Source organism: Bradyrhizobium ivorense, from assembly GCF_900696085.1.
GTDB lineage: Bacteria > Pseudomonadota > Alphaproteobacteria > Rhizobiales > Xanthobacteraceae > Bradyrhizobium > Bradyrhizobium ivorense.
Genome location: NZ_CAADFC020000016.1, coordinates 706,168 through 723,761, shown reverse-complemented (window position 1 = coordinate 723,761; position 17,594 = coordinate 706,168). Strand labels below are relative to the sequence as shown.

12 protein-coding genes are annotated in these 17,594 nt (G+C 59.7%); 8 read left to right on the top strand and 4 right to left on the bottom strand.

The genetic code is table 11. The annotated features are described in order from the left end of the window. Positions 1 to 13: 13 nt before the first annotated feature. From CI41S_RS23295 to CI41S_RS23280, 4 genes are all read right to left on the bottom strand, one after another. Complete coding sequence (locus tag CI41S_RS23295; protein WP_244626654.1) at positions 14 to 712, bottom strand: ImmA/IrrE family metallo-endopeptidase; 699 nt, start codon at positions 710 to 712, stop codon at positions 14 to 16. Further along, the gene (locus CI41S_RS23290) at positions 709 to 1,062 is read right to left on the bottom strand and encodes a helix-turn-helix domain-containing protein (RefSeq protein WP_172628150.1); all 354 of its coding nucleotides are present in this window, start codon (positions 1,060 to 1,062) and stop codon (positions 709 to 711) included. The genes CI41S_RS23295 and CI41S_RS23290 overlap by 4 nt, the downstream gene beginning before the upstream one ends. Positions 1,063 to 1,534: 472 nt before the next feature. Beyond that, positions 1,535 to 3,184, bottom strand: a complete 1,650-nt coding sequence (locus CI41S_RS23285) for an alpha-keto acid decarboxylase family protein (protein ID WP_139861744.1) — start codon at positions 3,182 to 3,184, stop codon at positions 1,535 to 1,537. A 244-nt stretch (positions 3,185 to 3,428) separates the two neighbouring features. After that, positions 3,429 to 3,992, bottom strand: a complete 564-nt coding sequence (locus tag CI41S_RS23280; protein WP_139861743.1) for a carboxymuconolactone decarboxylase family protein — start codon at positions 3,990 to 3,992, stop codon at positions 3,429 to 3,431. Positions 3,993 to 4,687: 695 nt separating this feature from the next. On the opposite strand from CI41S_RS23280, the gene CI41S_RS23275 reads away from it, so the two are divergent. From CI41S_RS23275 to CI41S_RS23240, 8 genes are all read left to right on the top strand, one after another. Continuing rightward, positions 4,688 to 6,868: a PAS domain-containing protein gene (locus tag CI41S_RS23275; RefSeq protein ID WP_139861742.1), complete on the top strand. Its 2,181-nt coding sequence runs from the start codon at positions 4,688 to 4,690 to the stop codon at positions 6,866 to 6,868. After that, positions 6,865 to 7,236, top strand: a complete 372-nt coding sequence (locus CI41S_RS23270; RefSeq protein WP_139861741.1) for a response regulator — start codon at positions 6,865 to 6,867, stop codon at positions 7,234 to 7,236. Before CI41S_RS23275 ends, CI41S_RS23270 begins: the two co-directional genes overlap by 4 nt. Before the next feature lie 56 nt (positions 7,237 to 7,292). Then, entirely contained in the window at positions 7,293 to 7,958 is a 666-nt protein-coding gene (locus CI41S_RS23265; RefSeq protein WP_244626653.1) for a response regulator transcription factor, read from the top strand. Positions 7,959 to 8,333: 375 nt separating this feature from the next. Beyond that, the gene (locus tag CI41S_RS23260; RefSeq protein WP_139861740.1) at positions 8,334 to 13,952 is read left to right on the top strand and encodes a trifunctional serine/threonine-protein kinase/ATP-binding protein/sensor histidine kinase; all 5,619 of its coding nucleotides are present in this window, start codon (positions 8,334 to 8,336) and stop codon (positions 13,950 to 13,952) included. A gap of 305 nt (positions 13,953 to 14,257) precedes the next feature. Then, the gene (locus CI41S_RS23255; RefSeq protein ID WP_139861739.1) at positions 14,258 to 15,247 is read left to right on the top strand and encodes a zinc-dependent alcohol dehydrogenase family protein; all 990 of its coding nucleotides are present in this window, start codon (positions 14,258 to 14,260) and stop codon (positions 15,245 to 15,247) included. Positions 15,248 to 15,282: 35 nt separating this feature from the next. After that, positions 15,283 to 15,690, top strand: coding sequence for a RidA family protein (locus tag CI41S_RS23250; protein WP_172628149.1), 408 nt, complete (start codon positions 15,283 to 15,285; stop codon positions 15,688 to 15,690). 105 nt (positions 15,691 to 15,795) lie between these two features. Beyond that, entirely contained in the window at positions 15,796 to 16,359 is a 564-nt protein-coding gene (locus tag CI41S_RS23245) for a carboxymuconolactone decarboxylase family protein (protein WP_139861737.1), read from the top strand. Positions 16,360 to 16,396: 37 nt separating this feature from the next. Next, complete coding sequence (locus tag CI41S_RS23240; RefSeq protein ID WP_139861736.1) at positions 16,397 to 17,572, top strand: DUF3734 domain-containing protein; 1,176 nt, start codon at positions 16,397 to 16,399, stop codon at positions 17,570 to 17,572. Positions 17,573 to 17,594 lie beyond the last annotated feature (22 nt).

The window sequence follows — 17,594 nt, the reverse complement described above, 5'->3', positions numbered from 1 at the left end:
TCTGTCAAAAAAATTAAAGGGTCAGCTGACCATTCTCTGGGCGGGCGAAAAGATCATCGAGCCGGATACGGGCCACGGCAGGATTTACGTCAAAGATTTCAGCCAGTTCGCGGGCGGCGCGCTCCCGCTCGTCCTCCTTGAGGGTGGGCAGGCCCAGCCCGCCGCGTTCCTCGCAAAAGGGGGCCGCCGCCTTGATAACGAGACCGCGCGGCATCAACAGACCGCCGATCGCCCGATTCGCCTGGAATTCCCACCAGCGCCCGTCGTAGCGCGATTCGTGCGCCGTGCCGTGAACATCCCGGCAGAGAATTTCAGGCCGGTCGCTTCCGTCCTCGAACAATTTCGGCGGCTTCTCGCCGAGGGCGAAGAGATGCGTATGAAGCAGGCCGTGCCCCGCCTCGTGGGCGAGCGTCGTCCGGATGCGGCGCTCGGAGACGCTGCCGCCTTCCTCATCCAGCGCCGTCGTGATCACGATGCCCGTGACCCCCTTCGGCCCGAACGATGTATAGCCGAGCACACCGTCGGGAAGCGCCTCGTATCGCGGTGAGATCTTGAAGTGCTTTTCGACGAACCGTTCGACCCTGACGGCTTCGGGCGTGTCGGGCATCAGCCCCGCGGCTTTCAAAGCGTCGCCGCAGATGCGATCGATCTCCGCGGGCTTATAGAAAGGGCGGGCTGCGAACGGCCCCCGGTTCGTCCGGTACGTCCTCATTTCTTGCCTCCTTTGGGTGAAGGCTTGCTCCTATTGACGAGCTCGAGAAGTTGTTCCGGCGTCAGCTTCTTATCGACGAGAGTGCGGAATGCGAAGGCGTAGCCGGGGTCCTGCTCAGTCATGCGTTTGATTTCATCAAGCGGCGCGCGCTGGTCATGCCGCTTGATTTCCGCGACATCGAGCTTCAGCAGGCGCGCCATCTCCTCCAGCATTGGCTCGGACGGAAAGCGCCGTCCGTGCTCCACGTCGGAGATGAATGGGGGCGAGCAATTGAGCTTCTTCGCGAATTCACGGAGCGAGAGGTCGAGCTCTTCGCGGCGTTCGCGGATTTTTTGGCCAAGCGTTTTCACAGTGTAAGCATATCCAGCGAACGACTCGGCCGTCAAGAATCTTGCGGATTGGTAAAGCGCGTGCCGCCACGCCGTACCAGGAACTACTCGCTGCGCTCCCGGAGCCGCTGCTTCGCCAAGGCTTTGCAGCGTCCCCGCGGTCTGGTGACGATCCCTCGCGCAAGGTCAGCAGGACAGCCTTCGGCTGACTTCCTTTCGATTGTTTTGGGGACCTGCGGTCCCATGCCGTCAAGGCCAAGCCCTTCGCGTCTGCCCTTTTTGCGTTCATTTGCTTCACGTGCGAAGTTGGACCGGCTAACGGAGCTGAAAGGCCCCTTTGAGCCTGAAACGACCCTTTCGATCCTCGTCGTCGGCACAAGCCGTTGAAACCCCAGCAAATGCGAACGCCCTCCGAGCGCACCATAAACCCACATTGCCACACGATCGAGGCCGGGGAGTGCTTTCAGCAGCATTCCGAGCAAGTTGGCTGACGTCAGTCTGGTCGATACAGCCTTGTCGCCGCGTCTCTCAGTCGCAGCGGAAATGGTGGCGCTTCATCCGGAGCTGTCACCACTTCGATGTAGACTCCGCCTTCGGCACTGTTGGCGCGCTTGAGCGCCTGGTCGAGCTCACCGCAGGTCGCGACTCGCGAAGTCATCCAACCGTCACAGCCTAGCACTCGCGGCAATTCGGCGTAGCGCCATGGTGCGATGTCATTGTAGGAGGCACCAGGATCGCCGCAGAGCAGGCGCTCCAGCGTGTACCCGCCATTGTTCAGCACAAAGATCACCGGCTTCAGGCCGAGACGGCCGAATTGGCCGATTTCCTGCGCAGTGAATTGATGAGAGCCCTCTCCGGTGATGAGCAGCACGCGAGAGCCAGGTGCGGCAACTGCGGCACCGAGCGCGGCTGGCGTGGCCCAGCCGATCGAGCCCCAGAGCGCTTGGTTGTAGAAGGTCGCTCCTCTCGGCAGTCGAGCAAAGCCAAGACCCATTGACACGGTGCTGGTTTCGGCCACCACGATGTCGTTGGGACGGATGAACATGTTCCAGCGAGGGTATAGCGCGGCCGCCGTGATCGGAGCCGAGTCATCGCCACTTGCTGCTCGGACGGACGTGGCGCGAACGCAAGCTGGTTGCCGCCGCCTGGTCAGACGTTTCGAGAGAAGAGTGAGAACGTCAGCCATTTCGATGCCATGGTATGTTCGACCCCGCAGCGTCACCTGATGCAGACCGATCGAAATCAGTCGCGCGGGATCGAGATGGGCCGTGAACGCCCCTGTATTCAGGTCGCTGAACACGACCCCCACGGCGAGCACAACATCGCAGCTCTCGACAAACTGACACACATCCTCATCCAGCAATCGGCCGGCATACATGCCGATGTAGCCTGGCTGGCTTTCATCGAGCACGGATTTATCGAGCAGCATCGTCGCGAAGGGCAGCCCGGATGAATCGATCACGGCCTGCATCGACGCTTCCAAACGGCTGCGCGCCACTAGAAAGCCAGGTAGGATGCAGGCAGTCCTCGCCCGGCCAAGGGCCGAGAGGATGTTCTCAACGACTTGTTCGAGGAAAAGGGCGTCGCTTTCCGGGCCGTCAACCGGCTTCGCGCGTCCCAAAGCCGGTCGGGTGGCCAAGTCCGCGGGAAACGCCATGTAGACAGGACGGAGATGGTAGAATGCAGCATGAATGAGTCGTTCAGTTTCATACGCCACATTCTGTGGCGTCATCACCGCGCTTGCGCACACGATAGGTTCGCTCATGCGCTGGAAGAGATTGAAGTCGCCATTGCCCAGCGTGTGGTGCGATAAGATTCGTGCGGCCTGCGCGGCTATCGGTGGCGTTCCCACCAGATGAAAGACCGGGAGTTGTTCGGCGTAGGCGCCGGCGACGGCGTTCAGCGCGCTCAATTCACCCACGCCAAAAGTGGTGCAGACAGCGCCGGCACCTTTGACCCTCGCATAGCCATCTGCGGCATAAGCGGCATTGAGCTCGTTGGCACAGCCAATCCAGCGCATTCCGCTGGCAGCATCGACGGTGTCGTTGAGCGGGAAGGAGAAATCGCCTGGAACACCGAAAACGTCGGTAATACCGACGTCGCGCAACCGCGAGAGGACGTGCTGAACGACCGTCGTTGACATTGAGCAAACTCCATAGCGCCGCTGTGAAAGCAATTGCCGTCGAAGGGGGAAGGGCTCCCAACGCAGAGGCAGGAAGCCCGTGTGAATCGAGAGTGCAGGACGTCAACGATCAACTTCCGACAGGGAACGTTGATGCACCGCGCACGGTCGTGGTCTGGGTCTTAGTTGGCAAAGGAGGGTTTCTCGACGATCAGGCCCGCCAATGGCACAACCTGATCGCCGACGAGAGAGCGTTCCGGGCTAGTCAACTCTCCGGAACCGGGACGTCGAACGTGTTGAGCGTAACCGACACCATGCAATAGAAGCCGATGAAATAGGACAACTCCGCAGCCCCCTGAGCGCCGAACTGCTCCACTGCGGCCTTGTAGGTCAGCTCGGGCAAGATCCCTCCGGAAACTAGCGCAGATGCGAAATCGTAGGCGACCGCCTCCTGCCTGGTCAGATCCACCGGCCGCTGGCCGGACACGATCGTTGTGAGCTTCGCGTCGGACAGCCCGCTTCTTTCCGCCATGCGCACATGAGCGTAGAGTTCGTACGGCGCCTTGAAGTGCGTGCCTGTCACCAGGATCGCGATTTCGCGAACCCCGGCCGGAACGGAAGGGTTTACCGCCATCGCCTTCGCCAGGTCCCAAATCGGCTTGCCGAACTTCGGCTCGTGCAACCAGGGATTCCAGGGGCCCATCAGAGCGCCATCGTCGCGGATGTTCGAGAAGCCCTGGTAGTATTTGGCGATCTCCTCCTTCATGTCGGCCGCTAAGGACTTCTGCTCCAAGGTGAGGTGTTCGGGAGCAATGATCGGTAATCGCATCGGCTGTCCTCCTGTGATCGGTACCCAGATTTCACAAATCCTGCTGCGGAAATGCGCCGGGCGTTAAGCGTCTGCGTCGCGTGACGGGCGGCGATGGGTCGTGATATCTTCGCCACGGACATGGACCGTTGTGGCGCTCCGGGTTCTAGTTCGTGCGTAGTCCAGTACGCCCAGACTTGCAGCGATCACCATCGGGCTTCCATTGAACCATGGTGTCGGCAATACCATCGGATTACCCCGCAGATCGGTAAGCCGATTGATGCACCGGCCGGGAAAGACGCGGCCGATTGCTCAGCTGATTTGTTGCTACGCTAATGCCGATCGCAGCGCACTCTGTGAGCCATATCAATGTGCCGTGCTCGGCATGGCGATATTGCTCCGGTCTGTCGTCCGATGGAATCGTCGTCCCGCCATGTGCGGAAATCGACACCAAGGTACAATAGACCTCCATTGAAAAGGAACGTCTATATGACCGCAGATGCCATGACGATCTCCACTCGCTTGTGACTCGCAACCGGCCAAAAGCATGCGCAGCCAGCCAGAAACCATGAAGAAATCATCTTTCTATTTTGGTGATAGCATGCACTTCCGATGTGGCTGCTGGACGGATCTCGCCAGTCGGTGAACAGCGCGAGCAATTGCGGCGATTGTTGTTAAGCGATCGCGAATAGTGGCCCGGGCGGTCTAGTTCGGCAATGCGATATGGGCTGACCAACGACAAGTCCGCAACCGAAAGCGAGCGTCTTCAGTGGCGCGCCGACGAACTGTTCGACGTGCTCAGTCGCCCCGAGGTCTGGCGTGTTGGTGCTCTATCACAAGTACTGTCGGATCTACTGGACATGCTCCTGAATGCGCTCCAGCTGGATCTTCTTCACCTGCGCCTCAAGCATCCGATCAGTTCTGCGCCGATCGACATCGGCCGGGGCGAGCAATTGCAGGGCGCGGTGAGCCTGCCGCGGGACATCTTAGCGATCCTTAGCGATTCGCCAGATCTCGACGTGCGGAAATGGTCGTCGGTTTCCCAAATTGCGATCGGTGACAGGACAGTATCCGTCACAGCATTTCCAATAGGTCTGCATAGCGAGCTCGGAGTTCTGGTCGCCGCATCGCGCCGCCCCGATTTTCCTGGCGAGACGGAGAGGCTTCGTCTCTCCATAGCGGCCAATCAGATGACAATTGCCCTGCAGGCGGCTCGCCGATTCGGAAAACGACAACGGATCGCCGCGATCATCGATCGACGGCTGGCGCGCCGTGCAAAGGAGCTGTTTAACAAAAATCAGGAGCTGGAGGCCGAGATCGCCGCGCACAAAAGATTGGAAGAAGCCCGTCGCATTCGGGATATCGACATCCAGATGGTCGCGGATGCGGTTCCCGCGCCGATCGCGATCATGACGGCGGATGGCAGGGTCGAGGCGGTCAATCGTCCTGTTCTGGAGTATTTCGGGAAGACGTTAGAGGAATTGCAGCGCTGGACGGCCAATGATGCGGTTCATCCAGACGATCTTGCCCCTTCGATAGAGACTTGGGCGAAGGCAGTCGAGGCTGGCGAATCCTACGAGATCGAAAGCAGACACCGCCGCAGCGATGGCGTCTATCGCTGGTTCCATGTGCGCGGCTTTCCTCTGAGAGACGGTAATGGACAGATCGTACGGTGGTGCGTGTTGCTGATCGACATCGAAGATCGTAAGCGCGCCGAGGAAGCGCTGCGTGCAAGTGAGCGTAATCTGAACGTAATCATCAACACGATTCCCGCGGCTGTATGGTCGGCGCGGCCGGACGGCTCCGCCGAATTCTTCAATCAGCACTATCTTGAATACGTGAACCGTACTTCCGAGCAGATGAGGGATTGGGGCTGGACTGCTGCGGTTCATCCGGACGATCTGAACGCGTTGACTCGGGCATGGAAATCGATCATGGCGTCTCGCCAGCCTGGAGAGGCGGAAGCACGGCTGCGCCGCTTTGACGGCACGTATCGGTGGTTCCTATTTCGGGCCAACCCGCTGCGTGACCGAACCGACAACGTCATCAAGTGGTTTGGCATCAATATTCAGATCGAGGATCGCAAGCGCGCCGAGGAAGAGCTGCGCGAGACCCAGGCGAAGCTGGCCCACATGACGCGCGTCATGACGATAGGAGAGCTTACCGCATCCATCGCGCATGAAATAAGCCAGCCGCTATCGGGCATCGTTACCAATTCCAGCACCTGCCTGCGAATGTTGACCGCGGATCCTCCAAATCTCGCCGGTGCCCGCGAAACGGTCCGGCGTACGATCCGCGATGGCCGTCGCGCGTCCGAGATCATCGCGCGGCTGCGAGCGCTCTTTAACCGCAAGGCGCCGGTAGCCGGAGCCGTGGACTTGCACGAGGCGATCCGCGAGGTGATCGCCTTATCGCTGAACAAGTTTGATCGCGACGGCGTCGTTTTGCGGACTGAGTTTGTCGAAGATCTTCCCCTTGTGGCGGGCGACCGCGTGCAGCTGCAACAGGTGATTCTGAACTTGTTGCACAACGCGACGGATGCGATGAGCATGACCGACGATCGCGCGAGGGAATTGACAATCAGGACGGAACGCGACGGCGACGGTGCGGTCCGGTTGAGTATCCAAGATTCGGGATCCGGATTTGATCCGGCCCTTGTGGACAGACTGTTCGAGGCTTTCTATACGACGAAGGACGAGGGCATGGGAATCGGGCTGTCCGTCAGCCGGTCAATCATTGAGAACCATCGTGGCCGTCTTTGGGCTACGCTGAATGAGGGTCGGGGAGCAACGTTCTCGTTTTCCATTCCGCGCGTACCCAAAGATGCCGGTGGCGCCCGCGGCTTCGGAGACCGAGGTGCGTCTGGCGGAGGCTGCGCGGCGAGGACGGAGCCATGACGACGCAGTTGCTTGTAACCGTCATTGACGACGATGAATCCGTTCGGGAGTCCTTGCCCGACTTGCTGAAGGAGCTTGGCTATGCTGCTCAGGCGTTTTCGTCCGCCGAGGAGTTTCTCGCCTCAGAAATTGTAGAGCAAACGCGTTGTTTGATCCTCGATATCGCAATGCCTGGTATGACGGGACCTGAACTTCACAGAGAACTGATGCGCCGCAATAACAATATTCCGGTAATTTTCGTCACGGCGCAGGGCGACGAGTCCACGCGTCCGAAAATGCTGGAGCAGGGCGCCGCAGATTGCTTGTCGAAGCCCTTCAGCGACGCCGCTTTGTTGGCAGCACTCACCGTTGCCTTCGGAGTGAATTGATCACCCGGTTCCGTAGCATTTAAACCCCTTGCGCTTCAGAAGATGGAACATCTACAATGAAATGGCCGGTCGAGGAGTTCAATCGAAAAGCCGGGACGCTCGCCATGCCGCAGGATGGGCCGATCGTCTTCGTTATTGATGACGACATCTCCGTGCGCGAGTCCCTCGAATTGCTGATCAGTCATGCCGGTTGGCAAGCGGAGACGTTCGAGTCCGCACAGCAATTCCTGTCGCGCCCCCGAGTTTCCGTTCCAAACTGCCTGATTCTGGATGTTCGTCTGCCGGGCCTCGACGGCCTCGAGCTGCAGAAGCGTGTCGTCGTGGACCGGCCTGACATGCCCATCATCTTCATCACGGGGCACGGCAACGTGCCGATGACGGTGCAGGCTATGAAGGGAGGGGCTGTTGAATTCCTGACCAAGCCATTCAACGATTCGATCCTGCTGAACGCCATCCAGCATGCAATCTCGCGCAGCGATGCAGCGCTTCGTCTCGAATCGGAGATACGAGCGCTGCGAGATCGCTATGCTTCTCTCAGCCGCCGTGAACAGGAGGTGATGGCTCTTGTCGTTCGCGGGCTTCTCAACAAGCAGGTTGGTTACGAACTCGGTATCAGCGAGATAACGGTCAAGGCGCATCGGGGACAGGTGATGCGCAAAATGAATGTCGCCTCCTTTGCCGAACTGGTGAACATTGCGGGCAGGCTCGGCATTGCACAGTAGGGTCAGTCGGCCAAGGCAGGCACGGTCTCAAGGGTGCGGGCGATACCATAGTGCAATAGAGTTCCCCCTGACGTTCGCGGTAATCCGATCGAATCGGGGTCCAATTGATCTCGGACAATGATTGTTAGTTGGCATATCGCCGGCCATTATCCGGGGAAGCTGCCGGCACCGTCGTGCCGATCAAGTTCCGGCGATATTGCCTAAACTTGCGGGGTAGTTGAAGAAAATTGAAGCGCTGATCACTTCCTAAGTGGCAGCGGGCTGCGCTATGAAAGCTCAAGTCAGCACATGCTCAATCGTGCCCGGCCGAGCTAACGAGGCACAAACCGTGCGCTCACAATTTGGACAGCCGTTGCTCATCGGTGGAGGCGGCGCATGAGTGGCCCGTCGCTATTTGGATTGGTCGAGGAGCGCAGTTCGCTCCAAGTGTTGTGGGAAGAAAGCGGAACGCTCTTCTGCAGGACGTGGTGCTGCGATGCCGAGGGCAATCGCAATTCCATCATTGTTGCGTTTGTCGCGGCGGAACATCCGATACCTGGCAGCATCGAGCGGCTCGCGCGTGAATACGGACTGCGGGAGCACCTCGAGGGTAGTTGGGCAATCCGGCCGCTGGAGTTTGTCGAGGGGCGGGGTCGAACCATTCTAGTGCTCGAAGATCCCGGCGGCGAGCTGCTGAGCCAACGGCTTGGCAGGCCCTTGGAGATCGAGAACTTCCTGCGCGTGGCCATCGCGATCGTGCGGTCAGTCGGGAAAATGCACCAGCGCGGGCTGGTTCATAAGAATATTAAGCCCGCCTGCATCATGCTGAATTGCACGGATGGCGGCGCGCGCCTTACAGGCTTCGGAATGGCTTCGCCCCTTCCACGCGAACGGCAGGCGTCCGAGTCGTCTCAGCTCATCGCGGGAACGCCTGCTTACATGGCGCCCGAGCAGACGGGGAGGATGAACCGATCAATTGACTCCCGTAGCGATCTCTATGCGCTCGGTATTATCTTCTATGAATTGTTGACGGGGCGTCCGCCTTTCGAGGCCGTTGATACGATTGAATGGATCCATTGTCACATCGCGCGCCAGCCGCGCTCGCCGGCTGATCTGGCGCCTGAGGTACCGCAAGCGATTTCTGCAGTTGTCATGAAGCTGCTTTCGAAGCCAGCGGAGGACCGTTACCAGACGGCAGCCGGATTGGAGCGGGACCTTCAACGCTGCCTTGCAGAGTGGAGCACGGATCGTCGGATCGCCCCATTTCGTCTTGGCGAACGTGATATCCCGAACCGAGTTCTCGTACCCGAGAAACTTTATGGAAGAGAGCACGACGTCGCCACCCTCATCGCCTGTCTCGACGGCGTGTTGGCGACCGGAACGGTCGGTTTGGTGCTGGTCTCGGGATATTCCGGGATCGGTAAATCGGCTTTGGTCGACGAGCTGCACAAGGAGCTGGTTGGCACGTGCGGTCGTTTTGCATCGGGCAAGTTCGACCAGTACAAGCGCGACATCCCATATGCCACGTTGGCGCAAGCCTTTCAGAGCCAAGTTCGTCAACTGCTCGGAGAAGGTGAGGTCGAGCTCAGTAAATGGCGTTGCGCCTTCATTGAGGCTCTCGGCCCAAACGCCCAGCTCATTGTCGACCTCGTCCCAGAATTGAAGCTGATCATCGGACAACAGCCCGCGGTTCCCGAACTTGCGCCGCCGGAGGCGAAAGCCCGCTTCCAGCTCGTGTTTCGACGGTTCATCAGAGTTTTTGCTCGGCCCGACCATCCCTTGGTCTTGTTTCTCGACGATCTGCAGTGGCTCGATGCGGCCACGCTTGATTTCATCGAGAATTTGCTGACCCAGTCGGATGTCCGTCACCTGCTGGTGATCGGTGCCTACCGCAATAACGAGGTAACCGCAGCTCACCCGCTCACGCGCGCGCTGGATGCGATCCGGCGAGAGGGAGGCAGGATACAGGAGATTACGCTCGCGCCTCTTGCGCATGGTCACGTCAACCAACTGGTTGCGGATGCTCTTCGTTGCGAGTCGGAGCACGCCGCGCCGCTTGCGCAACTCGTATACGAAAAGACCGCAGGCAATCCGTTCTTCGTGATCCAGTTTCTATCCGTGCTCACCGAAGGAGGCTTGCTCACCTTTGGTCATGACGATGCGCGATGGAGCTGGGATCTCGAGCGTATTCGCGCCAAAGCTTACACTGACAATGTGGTTGACCTGCTGCTTTGGAAGCTGAACCGTCTGTCCGCTGACACGCGGAAGGCATTACAACAGCTGGCTGCTCTAGGCAATGCTGCGGACGTCGCGACGCTCTCGACAGTTCTCAGGATTTCGAAAGAGCGGGTGCACGCCGATCTGTTGGAAGCCCTTCGCCAGGGGCTGATCGTTCCTCTGGCGGCTGAGTACAAGTTCGCCCACGACCGGGTGCAGGAGACCGCCTATTCGTTGATCCCGGTAGCAAAGCGAGCTGAAACCCATCTTCGGATCGGAAGATTGCTTGCGACGCAAACGGCTCCGGAAGCGCGGAATGAAGCGATCTTCGACATTGTCAATCATCTCAACCGTGGGGCGATTCTGATCACCTCGATGAACGAGCGAGAGCGGCTCGTTGAGCTCAATCTGCTCGCGGGGCAACGCGCAAAGGCGTCCACTGCGTACGCATCGGCGCTGAATTATCTCACCGTCGGCGCCGCATTGCTGCCGGAGGATTGCCGCGAGCACCGGCACGAACTCGTCTTCGAGCTGCAATTGAGCCTTGCGGAATGCGAGTTCCTGACCGGCGCGTCGGCCGCCGCGGAAGACAGGCTGGCGGCTTTGGCAACACGGGCTGCGACAACTATCGAACGAGCCAGCGTGGCCTGCCTCCGGATAGATCTGTACCTTATGCTGGGCCGGACTGATGCGGCGGTCGACGTCGGTCTCGATTTCCTTGGGCATTTGGGGATCAGGTGGTCGCCGCATCCGACGGCAGAGGAAGCGCAACTCGAATATGAACGAATCGGGGCGCGGCTGGGTGGCCGGCCGATCGCGGCCCTCGTCGATCTGCCTTTGATGCAAGATTCGTCATCGCTTGCGACGCTCGATGTTTTGGCCAAGCTTTCGGTGCCGGCCTTGTACACGGATCCGCACCTGCTTTCGTTGATCGGAGCCTATGCCGTCAATCTTAGTCTTGAGGGCGGCAATTGTGACGGGGCTTGTCTGGCCTATGCTGTGGTCGGCTTCCTCGCTGGGCCCCGTTTCGGCGATTACCAAACCGGCTTCCGGTTCGGTCAGCTTAGCTATGATCTGGTCGAACAACGGGGTCTTAGGCGCTTTCAAACGAGGATCTACTTCAACTTTGGGAGCTTTGTGACACCCTGGGTGAAGCACGTCCGGGAGGGGCGCGATCTGCTACGTCGTGCGTCCGATACGGCAAACCGCACGGGAGACCTCAACTTCGAGGCGTACTGCTTCGCCTATTTGAACACGAACCTCTTGGCTGCGGGCGATCCACTCGAAGGAGTGCAGGCCGAAGTCGAGCGCGGTCTCGCCTTTGTGCAGAAGATGCCGTTTGCCCTCGCAGTCGACCGCATGCGGACACAACTCGCGCTGATCCGGACTCTGCGTGGCTTGACGCCGACATTCGGCTCATTTGACGACACGGGGTTTGACGAACGCTGCTTCGAAGGTCGTTTGGCTAGTAACCCGGCTCTTGCGCTGGCCGAGGGCTGGTATTGGATCCGCAAGCTCCAGGCGCGCTTCCTTGCCGGTGACCATGTGGCCGCCGTGGAGTCCTCCGAGAGAGCGCAGCGATTCCTGTGGGCGTCACCGTCGATGTTCGAAACGGCAGAGTATCATTTCTACCGGGCGCTTGCCTTGGCGGCCTCGTACCGCACGTCAGAGCCGGATTCATGCCAAAGCGGGCTGGACGCCATCACACTTCATCGCGAGCAGCTTGAGGCTTGGGCCCAGAACTGCCCGGAGAACTTTGAGAACCGCGCGGCACTCGTCGGCGCCGAAATTGCGCGTATTACCGGCAGGGAGCTCGAGGCCGAACGGATGTATGAGCGTGCCATCGCTTCCGCGCGAGCAAACCGATTCGTTCACAATGAGGCAATCGCCAACGAGCTCGCGGCGCGCTTTCATGCGTCCCGCGGCTTTGAGATCATCGCAAAGGCTTATCTGCGAGAGGCTCGTTCCTGCTATCTGAGCTGGGGAGCGGAAGGAAAGGTACGGCAGCTCGACACACTCCATCCGTTCCTGAATGGATCGCCGTCGACGCACGGTTTGTCAGCGACCGTCGCTACCCCGGTCGAGCACCTCGACCTCGCAACCGTCGTGAAGGTGTCGCAGGCGGTGTCGGGTGAGATGGTGCTGGAGAAGCTGGTCGACACTCTCATGCGCCTCGCCATCGAGCACGCGGGTGCTCAGCGCGGCGTATTACTGCTGGCGCGCGGCGGTAGTTTGCGGCAGGAAGCCGAAGCTGTCATCGACCAGGACGCCATCAAGGTTCGCCGGCCGTTCAACTCGGCCGCGCCGCTTCCCGATTCTATCGTCCACTATGTCATTCGAACCCGAGAAATTACGATCCTCAACGATGCGTCGGCTCACCCGACCCATTTCTCGGACCCGTATATACGAGAGCACAACGCGAGATCCATCCTTTGCTTGCCGCTCGTTAACGACAGCAAGGTGACAGGTGTGCTCTACCTCGAGAACAATCTCACCCCGCACGCCTTCGCGTCGGTTCGAATGGCCGTGCTGAAGCTGCTGGCACTGCAGGCCGCGATCTCGCTTGAAAATACCTATCTGTACGCTGATCTCGCCGAACGTGAGGCAAAAATCCGGCGTCTCTTCGAGGCAAACATCATCGGCATATTCATCTGGGACCTTGAGGGAAACATCGTCGATTCCAACGATGCCTTCCTCGACATTGTGGGGTACGACCGCAACGACCTCGCCAGCGGTGCCTTGCGATGGCTTGAGATCACGCCTGTGGAATACCGCGAAGCCGCCGAGCGCCGCGTCGCGGATATGTTGGCAACGGGCGTTGCCGAATCCTACGAGAAGGAGTTTTGGAAGAAAGACGGCAGTCGGGTGCCGGTGCTCGTTGTTTGTGCGATCTTCGATGGAGCGAAGGATCAGGGTGTGGCGTTCGTTCTCGATCTGACCCACCGAAGGAAAGCAGAGGAAGCGGTACGCGAAACCGAGAAACGCTATCAGGAGCTTCAGGTGGAATTGGCGCACGCCACTCGTGTTGCTACGATCGGGCAGCTGACCGCATCGATAGCGCACGAAGTGAACCAGCCGCTGTCCGGCATCGTCACCAACAGCGGCACCTGCCTGCGGATGCTGGCTGCTGATCCGCCAAATCTCGATGGCGCACGCGAGACGGTGCGACGGACGATACGTGATGGCAATCGTGCATCCGATATTATCGCGCGATTGCGAGCGTTATTCAACAGAAAGCCGCCCGCAGTTGGCCCGGTGGATTTGAATGAGGCAACTCGCGACGTGATTGCGTTGTCGTTGAGTAGCCTTCGCCGAGAGAATATCATTCTGCAGGTCGACTTGACCGACGATCTTCCGCTTGTGATGGGCGATCGTGTGCAGCTTCAGCAAGTGATCATCAATCTGCTCAATAATGCCGCTGACGCGATGAGCGGAATCGACGATCGGCCGAAGCGATTGCTGATCAGGACCGAGCGAGGTGAGCGCGACGATTTGCGCCTGATCTTGCAAGATTCGGGGCATGGTTTCGGTCCGGAAGGCACGGCCAGACTCTTCGATGCGTTCTACACCACCAAGAAGGACGGAATGGGCATTGGACTGTCCGTCAGTCGGTCGATCGTCGAAAGCCACGGCGGCCGCCTGTGGGCGACACCGAATGACGGTCCAGGAGCTACATTTGCGTTTTCCGTTCCCCGGATACTCGAGGATGCAACGTACGCCCGCGAACCGAACAGCGAACGGGCGTCTGTCGGCGAAAGTCCTCAAGAGGGGTTCGTGACGATTCAAGGCGATACGTAGCGCCTGACGCTCATTACGACTTGATGACGCCGCGACTAATCGGTCGCTATCGCTGCAAGCTCGTATTTTCGAGCGGCAGGTATTCGCTTTGAAATGCGCGCAGCAATCGGCGTCGGTATCGTCAGATGTATTGAAATATTCAGAAACATCTGTCCTTACCGATCAATCCAATAGTATCGCCGACACCTTGGTCCAATGGAATCGTCGAGGCGATCGTCGCAAACAAGTGTCCATGAAGGTCGTTCCGCGATCGAGCCGAGCGCCGAAACGCAGCGAACGTCGCACTAAATCCATGGAACACAAACATGCGGGCACTCGTTCTCGATAGCTACAAGAATGGCCGCTTTCGCGACGCTGATATCAGCGCGCGAACTCCCAAGGAAGGTGAACTGCAGATTCGCGTCCACACCAGCGGCGTCAATCCGATCGACTACCTGATCCGAACCGGTCAGGCGCCCTTCGCGATGCCGGAGTTGCCCGCTGTGTTAGGAACGGACGCGGCCGGAGTCGTCACCGAAGTCGGGCCGGGAGTAAAAGGATTTGCGGTCGGGGATGAGGTCTACGGTCTAGCGGGGGGTGTGCGCGGACTGCCGGGCTCGCTCGCGGAGTTCATGACCGTCGATGCCGCGCTGATGGCGAAGAAGCCCACCAACCTCAGCATGCGCGAGGCCGCCGCATTACCGCTGGTCGCACTCACCGCCTGGGAGGGCCTGGTGGACCGCTCACATGTGCAGCCGGGACAGAAGGTCCTTGTTCAAGGCGGCGCCGGCGGCGTCGGCCACGTCGTTGTCCAGCTCGCGAAAGCATTCGGGGCCGACGTTTACGCGACAGCTCAGCCCCAGAAGCGGGATCTCGTGCGCGAGCTCGGCGCAACGCCGATCGACTACACCACGACGGCCGTTGCGCAATATGTCGGGAAATACACTGACGGGAAAGGCTTCGATATCATCTATGACACCGTCGGAGGCAACACGCTCGAAGCCTCCCTGGGCGCCGTACGCCACTATGGCCGTGTCGCGAGCTGTGCGGCCTACGAAGCGCACAATCTGGCGATCTCTTCATTCCGCTGCGCTGATATCAGTGGCGTGTTTGTCCTGTACCCGATGCTGAGCGGCGAACGTCGAGCGCATCATGGAGAGATCCTGCGCGAGGTCGCCAAGCTGGCGGAGGCCGGCAAAGTGCGCCCCATCCTTGATTCTCGGACGTTCACGCTCGACACCGCGACGGACGCGTACGATGCCGTCAAGGCAGGCGGAAATATCAAGGTCGTTATCGACGTCGTGAGCGGCAGGTAACTGCTTGCTTGTGCCGCTCCGGAAGGAGATCCAAAGTGCCGAAAGAGTACATCAATCCTGCGGGTGTCCCAAGGAGCCCGTACTTCACTCGCATCCTCAGCATCACAAAGCCGTCGAAGCTGATCTATATTGCGGGACAGGTGCCAACTGACGAGAACTCCAGGCCCATCCATGTCGGAGACATCAGGGCTCAATTCAGGGCAATCCTTGATGCTTTGACCGTGCAGCTGAAGGCAGTCGGTGCGTCATGGGACGACGTCGTGTTCCGCCGAGTGTATGCGATCGACGTATCGGCCTACGTGGAGCGCTGCCTTCGGGATGAAACCTTCCCGATACCCTGGAGCCGAGACCGCCCCTCTCCAAGCACGCTGATCGGCGTCACCGCGCTCGCAAACCCCGATTTCCTGATTGAACTTGAGATCGCGGCTGTGACCGCGGATTGAGGCTCGCGTCCGGACGGGCGGACGATCCCGTCCCCCGAGACACACGCTGCAACGCCAGAGCCCCGCTCGAAGCGAAGCAGCCGCACGATTGAAGGAGAACAACTGATGCGCCTGCCCATCATTCCACCCGACGAGCTTACCGATCAGCAGAAGTCTCTCGCCGTAGACATGAAAGAGGGAATAGCCAAGAGCTTCCAGGGATTCGCGAACATACGCGCCGACGGCGGCTTGATGGGACCCTGGAATCCGTGGCTGCACGAGCCAAAGTTCGGAAAGCCGGTTTGGGATCTGACCAAGGCGATGGCTTTCAATCCTTCCCTGCCGGCACCAATCCGCGAAATCGCGATCCTCGTGACGGGCGCGCATTTCAAGGCCGCTTATGAGCTCTATGCCCATGTGATCGTGGCGGAGCGGAAAGGGCTGTCCGACGAGAAGCTCGCGACCATCGTGGCTGGTCAACGCCCAGCGGATCTGACAAGGCAGGAGGCCGTGGCCTACGACTTCGCATCCGCTCTGGTGTCCGGCGGCATATTGCCCGAACTGACCTATCGGGCGGCGGTGGAGCAGTTCGGCGCGCACGGAGCGGCAGAGTTGTCCTACCTCATCGGTCTTTACTGCATGGTATCGGTCACGCTCAACACATTCGACGTACCCGTTCCGGAGAGTTGAGACGCGCGACGTCGTCTCCACGCAAGGAGTTTGGAAAATGTTGAACGTGATGAAAGAGCAAACAATCTCTGTGGCGCAGACTGTCAAATCGTTGCCATACGATGTCATCGCATTGGTGTTGCAGGGGGGCGGGGCGCTTGGCGCCTACCAGGCCGGCGTGTACGAAGGTCTGCACGAGGCGGGCATCCGGCCGAACTGGCTCGCCGGCATTTCGATTGGCGCGCTCAACGCTGCCATCATCGCCGGTTCGCCAGAGGCGGAGCGTGTCGAGCGGCTGCGCAAATTCTGGGAGACAATCTGCGCTACTCCGGTGGAATGGCCCGCTGGCGAAGGGTTGGCCGACGCCATGCCCTTTGCCTTCGATCTGCGCTCGGCGCGCAACGCGGTAGCCGCGGTGAGGGCCTTATTCCAAGGGCAGCCCGGGTTCTTCAAGCCGCGCTTTCCGCCGCCCTTCTGGTCACCGTTTTCAGGCGATGCGGCGACCAGTTTCTACGATACCTCGCCGTTGAAGCGGACCCTTTGGCAACTTGTCGACTTCGATCGCTTGAACTCGGGCGAGGTACGCGTCAGCGTCGGAGCGGTCAATGTCCGCACGGGCAACCTGACTTATTTCGACACCGCCGAACGCAGGCTCGGGCCGAAGCATTTCATGGCTTCCGGCGCATTGCCGCCGGGATTTCCCGCAGTCGAAATCGAAGGCGAGCATTATTGGGATGGTGGCGTCGTCTCGAACACCCCTCTGTCCCGCGTGCTGTCCAGCGAACCCTGCGACACGCTGACCTTTCAGGTCGATCTCTGGTCGGCGAGGGGGAGCGTTCCCAATGACATGATGGAAGTGTCGAGCCGGCAGAAGGACATCCAATATTCGAGCCGCACGCGCGCCGTCACCGACCAGGCGCTGCGCATGCAGGCCATGCGTCAGGCCCTGCAGCGGATAATTGAGGAATTGCCCGCCAGCGCGAAAGAGGACCCGGGAATCCGCGCCATTGCGAACATGGCCCGACACCGCTCCTACAACATCATCCACTTGATCTACCAGTCCAAGATCTACGAGCGCCATTCGAAGGACTACGAGTTCGGGCTGAACGCGATGCGCGCCCATTGGCAGAGCGGGCTTGATGACATCCGCCGCACGCTGGCCGACCCGCACCGTCTCGAACCGCCCGCACCTGAACTCGGCGTCATCACACACGACATCCATCGCCGCGATTGAGAGCGGCAGACCTATCGCCCAA

Coding starts and splice junctions, on each gene's coding strand:
- CI41S_RS23240 (WP_139861736.1), top strand. CDS start 16,397: ATGTTGAACGTGATGAAAGAGCAAACAATCTCTGTGGCGCAGACTGTC.
- CI41S_RS23255 (WP_139861739.1), top strand. CDS start 14,258: ATGCGGGCACTCGTTCTCGATAGCTACAAGAATGGCCGCTTTCGCGAC.
- CI41S_RS23275 (WP_139861742.1), top strand. CDS start 4,688: ATGCGATATGGGCTGACCAACGACAAGTCCGCAACCGAAAGCGAGCGT.
- CI41S_RS23270 (WP_139861741.1), top strand. CDS start 6,865: ATGACGACGCAGTTGCTTGTAACCGTCATTGACGACGATGAATCCGTT.
- CI41S_RS23245 (WP_139861737.1), top strand. CDS start 15,796: ATGCGCCTGCCCATCATTCCACCCGACGAGCTTACCGATCAGCAGAAG.
- CI41S_RS23280 (WP_139861743.1), bottom strand. CDS start 3,992: ATGCGATTACCGATCATTGCTCCCGAACACCTCACCTTGGAGCAGAAG.
- CI41S_RS23265 (WP_244626653.1), top strand. CDS start 7,293: ATGAAATGGCCGGTCGAGGAGTTCAATCGAAAAGCCGGGACGCTCGCC.
- CI41S_RS23295 (WP_244626654.1), bottom strand. CDS start 712: ATGAGGACGTACCGGACGAACCGGGGGCCGTTCGCAGCCCGCCCTTTC.
- CI41S_RS23285 (WP_139861744.1), bottom strand. CDS start 3,184: ATGTCAACGACGGTCGTTCAGCACGTCCTCTCGCGGTTGCGCGACGTC.
- CI41S_RS23260 (WP_139861740.1), top strand. CDS start 8,334: ATGAGTGGCCCGTCGCTATTTGGATTGGTCGAGGAGCGCAGTTCGCTC.